The organism is Pedobacter sp. 01N416, assembly GCF_056399685.1.
On record NZ_JBFTRT010000626.1, the window covers coordinates 1 to 5,080 of the forward strand.

4 protein-coding genes and 2 pseudogenes are annotated in these 5,080 nt (G+C 38.0%); 5 read left to right on the plus strand and 1 reads right to left on the minus strand.

Features of this window, described 5'->3' with window-relative positions:
* The 4 genes and pseudogenes from AC1DND_RS24835 to AC1DND_RS24850 form a co-directional block, all read left to right on the plus strand.
* Positions 1-96, plus strand: a pseudogene (locus AC1DND_RS24835) (DNA-directed RNA polymerase subunit omega); the annotation flags it as partial.
* Positions 97-168: 72 nt separating this feature from the next.
* Entirely contained in the window at positions 169-1,365 is a 1,197-nt protein-coding gene (gene coaBC, locus AC1DND_RS24840; RefSeq protein ID WP_477585231.1) for a bifunctional phosphopantothenoylcysteine decarboxylase/phosphopantothenate--cysteine ligase CoaBC, read from the plus strand.
* A complete protein-coding gene (porD, locus tag AC1DND_RS24845; protein ID WP_057934614.1) occupies positions 1,362-2,255 on the plus strand; it encodes a type IX secretion system protein PorD in 894 nt (297 codons plus the stop codon). Before coaBC ends, porD begins: the two co-directional genes overlap by 4 nt.
* Positions 2,256-2,570: 315 nt before the next feature.
* Positions 2,571-2,801: a BlaI/MecI/CopY family transcriptional regulator gene (locus tag AC1DND_RS24850; protein WP_477585232.1), complete on the plus strand. Its 231-nt coding sequence runs from the start codon at positions 2,571-2,573 to the stop codon at positions 2,799-2,801.
* Between the two features lie 2 nt (positions 2,802-2,803).
* On the opposite strand, the pseudogene AC1DND_RS24855 reads toward AC1DND_RS24850, so the two are convergent.
* Positions 2,804-2,890: pseudogene (locus AC1DND_RS24855) on the minus strand (hypothetical protein); the annotation flags it as partial.
* 6 nt (positions 2,891-2,896) lie between these two features.
* On the opposite strand from AC1DND_RS24855, the gene AC1DND_RS24860 reads away from it, so the two are divergent.
* Positions 2,897-4,936, plus strand: a complete 2,040-nt coding sequence (locus AC1DND_RS24860) for a M56 family metallopeptidase (protein ID WP_477585233.1) — start codon at positions 2,897-2,899, stop codon at positions 4,934-4,936.
* Positions 4,937-5,080 lie beyond the last annotated feature (144 nt).

A 5,080-nucleotide genomic window follows, 5' to 3' on the forward strand; every position in this document is an offset into this window, starting at 1 on the left:
CATTACGAGCGCATGCCGAAACCTGTTTTGGTTGCTATAGATGAATTTTTGAACGAGAAAATTTATCACAGAAATCCTGCTAAAGAACAAAAGTAATTAGCAGAGGGCAAAGAGCATGGCGCAGTTTTATAAGCATATCAATGCTCTATGCCCCGTGCTCAACACGCTATGCTGAAACATAAAAATATAATCCTTGGCGTTTGCGGTAGCATCGCAGCATATAAGTCGGCTTTTTTAGTTCGGCTGCTTGTAAAAGCTGGTGCAAACGTAAAGGTTATTCTTACCCCTGATGGTGCTAATTTCATTACACCACTTACCCTTGCTACGCTTTCTAAGAACCCTGTTTACACCCAATACTTCGAAGAAGAAACTGGCGTATGGAGCAACCATGTTGAGTTAGGCTTATGGGCCGATTTAATGATCATCGCTCCAATAACTGCCAACACGTTGGCCAAGCTGGCAACAGGTATCTGTGATAATTTATTAACGGCTGTTTATCTTTCGGCCAAATGCCCGGTTTATGTTGCCCCCGCAATGGATCTGGACATGTGGAAGCATGAAACTACACAAGCTAATATCGAAAAGATTGCCAGTTTTGGCAATACGGTTATTGCACCTGCCAATGGCGAACTTGCTAGCGGACTTTGGGGCGAAGGCCGAATGGCAGAACCTGAAGAAATTGTTTCCTTTCTAAACGATGCCATTAAAAGATCGATGCCTTTATTTGGCAAAAAGGTAATGGTTACTGCTGGTCCTACGTACGAGGCGATTGATCCGGTGCGTTTTATTGGCAATCACTCATCAGGCAAAATGGGTTTTGCCCTTGCTGATGAACYGGCCAGCCTTGGAGCTGATGTTACATTAGTTGCCGGACCAACTGCACAAAAATCTACTCAAATTTTAAAAAGAATCGATGTAGTAAGTGCCCAGGAAATGTTCGATGCCTGTTCATTGGTATTCCCTGAAACGGATATCACCGTAATGTGCGCCGCTGTGGCAGATTATCGTCCTAAACTGGTTGCCGCTCAAAAAATTAAAAAACAGGATAGTGGCCTGGTTTTGGAACTGGAAAAAACAACTGATATACTCGCTTCTTTAGGTACAACGAAAAAAGCGCACCAGATTTTGGTTGGTTTTGCTTTGGAAACCAATGATGAAGAGAATTACGCCAAAGGCAAACTAGAGAAGAAAAACCTAGATCTGGTGGTTTTAAATTCTTTAAATGATAAGGGCGCAGGTTTTAAATCAGATACCAATAAAATTACTATTTTTAACAAAGCTTTAGAACGGACTGTATTTGAAATGAAATCGAAAACAGATGTTGCTAAAGATATTTGTGCGGCCATTTTAAAAATTGCAAAATGATAAAAAAAATTGTTTGGATATTGTTATTGGTTGGTTTCGGGAAACTGCATGCGCAGGAGTTAAATGCGAGGATAACACTGCTGGCTCCCCAGGTTTCGAACATCAGTAAGCCAACTTTAGATGCTTTGCAAAAAACAATCCGCGATTTTTTAAATAATAACAAGTTCAGCAACGAAAGTTATAAGCCTCAGGAACGGATTGAGTGTAGTTTCGTCATCACCATCAATTCGTGGGATGGTGGTTCCGGGTATACTGCGGAAGCACAGATCCAAAGCAGCCGCCCGGTTTTTAACAGCTCTTACAATAGCACTTTGTTAAATATGAGCGATAAGAATTTCGATTTTAATTTCAATGATGGCGCTACAATCGACTTTTCTGATCAGAATTATATTTCCAATATCAGTGCCCTCCTCACCTACTACGCTTATACCATCATCGGAATGGATAAAGATAGTTTCAGCAAAATGGGCGGAACTCCGTTTTATAAAAAAGCACAGAACATCATTAATCTGGCGCAAGCTTCGGGCAATACCGGCTGGCGTGCAGCTGATGGTTTACGCAATCGTTTTTGGTTTAATGAAAACGTTTTGAATCCTATTTTTAGCGAACTGCGCAATTTTATCTATAGCTACCATTTAAGCGGCCTCGATCAGCTAACCGATAATGACAAGGGTTTAACACAGATTGTTGCCGCCCTGCCTGCCCTTCAACAAATGGATAAGCAAAAACTGGGTTCCATTTTCCCAAATGTTTATTTCGCATCAAAAGCCGAAGAAGTAACCAATGTACTTTCTAAACTAAACGGCCAGGAACGCATGAAAGCTTACAATATGTTGGCCGAAATCGATCCGGCGAATATTGGTAAGTACGAAGGGCTGAAGAAAAATTAATTTTTTTGGTCAACTGGTTAATTGTTTAAATCGGTTAATCGTAAAATAACTTTCAGTTAACCAGTTCTCAGCGTTAACACTTAAGTAGTTTTTCTATTTGTGATGGTTGTTTTTGGGAAAGCAGTCTTAACATTCAATTAAAGCCAGTCCTGCTTTCGTTCATACGCCTGCGGGCCTTATACACAGGCCGGTATCCACATCAATCAGGTTTAATAACATAAGTCAGTTTTTCATAGCTTGGGCTTTTCCTTTCAAAAGCGAATAGGCATGCAACGTTCTACCTTCCCATGCGTCTTATATTACAGTTAACCGGTGATGCAGATTCTGCATGAGAAAGGAATGGTAGAAAGAGATACCAATCAAAAAACGCATATCTATAAAGCGCTTGTTAGTCAGGATAAAACTGAAAAACAATTGGTAAACAAAATGATCGATAACGTATTTAACGGATCGGCAGCGAGATTGGTAATGCAGGCTTTGGGTAACCACAGTGCAAGTGCAGATGAGATTGACGAAATAAAAAAGTATTTAGATAGCCTAAAGTAAGGCTAGCGTTGAAGGTTGAAAGGTGTAGGGTTTAGATCCCTAATAAACAGTAAAATTTTCGGATTGTCCCCGTATAAAAAATTAAAACCACCGTTATGGAAACTTTATTACAACAGTTCATCAAAGCATTTGGCTGGAGTATTTTAAACTCACTTTGGCAAAGCGCCATTATTTATGGCATTTTATTTATTGTAATGCTCAGCATTCCGAAGTTGGCGGCGAAATATAAGCACAATCTTGCTTTTGGCGCCATCATTTTAATGTTTATTGGCTTTGGTTATAATTTCATTCATCAGTTAACATTGAATGTAAATAATCAGGCTCCCGCAATCAATGCGCAAAATATACAGGTTTACCAATACTTTAACAACCTACCGCCAAGTTTTAGCAGCAAGGCAGAGCAGTATTTCCCTATTGTAGTCGTATTTTACATTATTGGTATTTTGCTTCAGTTATTCGTAATCGTTAAAGGTTATGGTCAGCTTTCAAAACTAAAGAAAGAGAGTTTAAGTGCCATTCCAGATAGTTGGAAAGTAATTTTCGAACAGGTAACGGCCCATCTTAAAATCAATAAAGCTATCCAGTTCCATTTGTCTTCTATTGTGAATGTGCCTTTGGTTATCGGTTATTTAAAACCCGTAGTATTATTTCCATTGGCCTTGGTAAACCAATTAGACAACGATCAGGTAGAAGCAATATTAATCCATGAGTTATCACACATCAGAAGAAACGATTTCTTATTGAATCTGATTAAAACAGCCATAGAAACCTTATTATTCTATAATCCATTTGTTTGGATGGCAGGTAGATTTATACACATTGAGCGCGAGCATGCCTGTGATGATCTGGTATTAAAAATTACCGGAAAACCGCTGAATTATGCCCATGCCCTACTCAAACTCGAATTATTAAAAGATAAAAACAGTCCGGCTTATGCACTAGCAGCAACAGGCAAGACCCAGAATTTATATCAACGCATAAAAAGAATAACCAACATGAAAACAAATTATTTAAACGCCAAACAACAAATGGCAGCCTTAACTTTAGGAGTAGCCTGCTTGTTTTCTATTGCCTGGATCAATCCAACAGAAAAGAAAAAAGAAAATAAAAAAACGCCTAAAATTGAGGTTTTGAGTCTGATTAACAACTGTGATGCGGAAACCAATGTTTGCTCTGATACTACGAAAAAACGTAAAATTAAAATTGTAACCATTGATGCGGATGGTAAAAAAACCGAATATAACTCGGTAAAAGAAATGCCTGATAGCCTGAGAAAAGATTTTTACAGGGATGAGCTTTTTGCAGGGAAAAATATCTACAGACTGCATACCGACAGTAATTTCAAATTTAAGTTCAGCGATTCGCTATTGCTTGCAAAAATACATAAAGAGTATAATTCACCAGAAGCACAAGCTAAATGGAAAAAATTTGGAGAAGATATTGCCAAACAATACAACACACCAGAAGCACAAGCCAAATGGAAAAAATTTGGAGAGGAAATGCAAAAGAAAATGAATTCTCCTGAAGCCCAGGCAAAATGGAAAAAAATGGGTGAAGATATGGCTAAAGAATTTGGTTCGCCAGAAGCACAGGCCAAATGGAAAAAAATGGGCGAAGATATGGCTGCCAAAGTGAATACGCCTGAATTTAGAGCACAAATAGAGAACATTAGGGCACATGCTTTAAAATCAGGAGAAATCGCTAGATTATCTGGCTTGAGCAGATTACATGCTGATTCTTTATTTAAAACTAAAGGTTATCAACTTTCTCCCGATGGTATAATTTTTAAATACAATGATAACTCGAACAGTAACGTAAGACAAACTGAAGAGTACAAGAAATTGAAAGAAAAATTCGACAACGAGGTAAAAGAGCTGAAAGAGAAAATGGAGAAGAAAGAGAAAAAGGAAAAGGTAGAAGGTGGTAACAAAAGCTCACAGGTAACTCCGGCAGTTATGTTATACAATAATCAAGATTTTACCAGTGCTGTTAAAGCCCTGAACACACTAAATGCTGTAGTAACGTATAAAAAATCTGATTTTACCAATGCCGATCAAACAGCTATAAAAAGTTATGTTCAGGCAGCCAACTTAAAAATTACAGGTGATAATGCAATTAGTATTTCGATAAAATAACAACACATAAACCAAACAGATCATGAACAGCGAAGATTATTCTTCGCTGTTTTTGTTTTGTATTCACCCGTTGAATAAATTTTAATATTTTTGCTTAGCTATGCTACAAAAACTTTCTATACGTAATTACGCATTAATTGACAG

Bases quoted from the DNA above. Each gene is read 5' to 3' on its own strand.
- porD (WP_057934614.1), top strand. From the start codon at position 1,362: ATGATAAAAAAAATTGTTTGGATATTGTTATTGGTTGGTTTCGGGAAA.
- AC1DND_RS24850 (WP_477585232.1), top strand. From the start codon at position 2,571: ATGCAGATTCTGCATGAGAAAGGAATGGTAGAAAGAGATACCAATCAA.
- AC1DND_RS24860 (WP_477585233.1), top strand. From the start codon at position 2,897: ATGGAAACTTTATTACAACAGTTCATCAAAGCATTTGGCTGGAGTATT.